Raw genomic sequence first — 2263 nt, forward strand, 5'->3', positions numbered from 1 at the left:
AAAAAAAATCATGTTGTTTTGGTAAAAACAAAAACTTCAATGATAAATAAAGAAAACGAAAACTTTTTTATCGTCACCTCTTGCTTTTACAGTTTTTAATTATAAGATATTTACACAACTCAATTTATCGGAGGGGTCACAACATGGGCTGACAGGTAGCTATTGCTTTAAATTAACTAAATACATGACACCAGAAGGTGAAGTTATGAAATTAAATCTATTAAAAAACAAGGTAAACCACAGAAATGAAAAACAACAAAGAGAAAAAACTATCAGATAAAATCGCCGATAATGCACTGAAAATCCTCGATTCTCATGCCATCGCACTAATATCGATGCTAAGCCAATTTGGAGTCTTCGAATGGGGCTTCGCAGTATTGGCCGTCGCATTTGTTTTGATTGTCCTGATTCGAATTTTTTATAAGTTTGACCCACAGCGACGATTGATAGTGGATTCGATAATAAAGCGGATGGTAAAGGCATTAGTACTACAGCTTTGAACCATGGCTAGTTTCCGAATCGGAAACTGATCCCCTTGAGCCGGTAGGCGAATGGGCAAGACGTGGAGATGCGTTAGCTAACTCCACCTGTCTTGCCCGGCTGTTAAACGTTGGAATTTCGTTCGACTGCTGTTTCCAGGACGTTGTCCGCCTAATCACCTGCCATTGCAGCGGCGATCTTTTCGCAAACCTGAACACTCACAGTTAGGCCTGATTCCCAGCTCACAAAGCCAAGGATCGGCAGCACCTGTAAGTCATCAACAAAGCTTGGCAAGCAATCGCTTTCTGGCGTCCCTTCAGTGTGTTCATGAACGTTTTTCGCGGCCCTTAGGAGCCTCTCCAGTGAGTTGATATTCGGCGCCTAGGTAGCGGTAAAAGCGATCCCAATACGGCAGCTCATCCAGTGGTTCGTCCAGAAGCGAATCAGGTATATCGACCCCCCGGAATAAGCCAAAGCTGTTAAGCAGGCGCTTACCCTTGAGCACCTGGGCAGCGTGCCAGTTGTCTTCCAGGGTGAGATCGGAGAATTTCACGGCGTACTTGAAAACCTCCATGAAACCCTCGCTGGAATCGCCTGCAATGGGCCTCACATCCACAACCATGCTGTCACCAGTGATTCGGTACCACTCAACGCTCAAATCGCTCTGAGAGGGCTGTGAGGCTGCCAAAACGATCATGTGGCAGTGCGGGTGCCACCCGTTACCCTTGTTGGTCAGCTCAAGTGTGTAGACGCCGCCTTGGGCCTTACACAGCTCCGTCCACGACGATCGAGGAACACCGGCGTTGAAGTTGCGCCGATGATCCATAAGCTTTCGCAATGACTTGGTGAGATGAGTTTGACGTTCCTCCAGATCATCACCGTTTTTCACAGTCAAAGTGACCAGGTAGGGTCGCAGCTCCGGATACTGTCCCTGAAGGACTTCCCAGCGAGCCAGGTAGGCACCCAGCGCCTTTGCACCTCGGCGGATCGCGCAGAGCGGACAGACCAGGTGTTGTCTGCAAAACGTCGCGTTATGCAGCCGAACCTTGCCCACGGTGAAGTACTCCCGAAAGTGCAGGTAGTGACCGCAACTGGCGAGGCTTGCGGCCGTCTTCGTGGAGGCTTGAGATCGAATCTCCCTCAGGTGATCGAGCATGCTCAGTGACCTTGCGTGAGCCTGGCCGTAGCGTGCTAACCTATCACTGAAGTTTTCAGCTTCATCGACCCCTGTAAACGACCCTCCCGCCAAGTTGGTATCGTTTACGGGGGTTTTCTTTTTCGCCATTCGTTGGCTCCTTTCCCGTGGCAGCAGAGTACCACCTGCATGCACATTGTTTCTATGTATCAAGTAAAGCTGTCATCGCGACCGCCATTTCGTGCACAGAACCCCCTGAACACCCCCAAATTGCTAGGCCTAACGCCACCAGCAACTTCACCGTCACACCATCCAGCTCGATTAGAATTTTCATCGGCACTCCTCAATCGCCATGCCTATTGTCAGGTCACGACCGCGCGTGTCATCACCGGGGGTTTGCGGAAAAAATCAATCTTCCTGGAACAACGACGCTATGTGACTTAACGGACGGTGCAAGACCGCAAGAACCTCCCTCCGGGGGCAGGGACTCGCCCCTGTGGCGAGCGGCCTGTGGGGGTGAAGCTCCCACAGCCCACTCACCGACGGTTGCGAGTTAGCGTGTGGTCAAGGGTTCGCTTCGCCCGTGCCCCCCCGCTCGTCGGGGAGATAAAGCCCTCCCCGACGAGCCGGGGGGCACGGCCCTTGACC

The 2263-nt window shown here is 51.3% G+C and carries 3 protein-coding genes; 1 reads left to right on the forward strand and 2 read right to left on the reverse strand.

What is annotated here, in order from left to right; all coding sequences use genetic code 11:
- The first annotated feature begins 245 nt into the window (after positions 1-245).
- Positions 246-500 carry a hypothetical protein gene (locus ACF8GB_RS00005; protein ID WP_196137108.1) on the forward strand — a complete coding sequence of 85 codons (255 nt, stop codon included), beginning with the start codon at positions 246-248 and terminating at the stop codon, positions 498-500.
- 305 nt (positions 501-805) lie between these two features.
- On the opposite strand, the gene ACF8GB_RS00010 is transcribed toward ACF8GB_RS00005, so the two are convergent.
- Entirely contained in the window at positions 806-1765 is a 960-nt protein-coding gene (locus ACF8GB_RS00010) for a protein rep (RefSeq protein ID WP_392526401.1), read from the reverse strand.
- A gap of 52 nt (positions 1766-1817) precedes the next feature.
- A complete protein-coding gene (locus ACF8GB_RS00015) occupies positions 1818-1949 on the reverse strand; it encodes a hypothetical protein (RefSeq protein ID WP_268977826.1) in 132 nt (43 codons plus the stop codon).
- Positions 1950-2263 lie beyond the last annotated feature (314 nt).

It is taken from the genome of Pseudomonas sp. xss_4, assembly GCF_043104125.1.
In the GTDB taxonomy this organism is placed as follows: Bacteria; Pseudomonadota; Gammaproteobacteria; order Pseudomonadales; family Pseudomonadaceae; genus Aquipseudomonas; species Aquipseudomonas parafulva_B.

What these genes read in the sequence shown, in the direction of transcription:
- ACF8GB_RS00005 (WP_196137108.1), top strand. Translation starts at nt 246, where the DNA reads ATGAAAAACAACAAAGAGAAAAAACTATCAGATAAAATCGCCGATAAT.
- ACF8GB_RS00010 (WP_392526401.1), bottom strand. Translation starts at nt 1,765, where the DNA reads ATGGCGAAAAAGAAAACCCCCGTAAACGATACCAACTTGGCGGGAGGG.
- ACF8GB_RS00015 (WP_268977826.1), bottom strand. Translation starts at nt 1,949, where the DNA reads ATGAAAATTCTAATCGAGCTGGATGGTGTGACGGTGAAGTTGCTGGTG.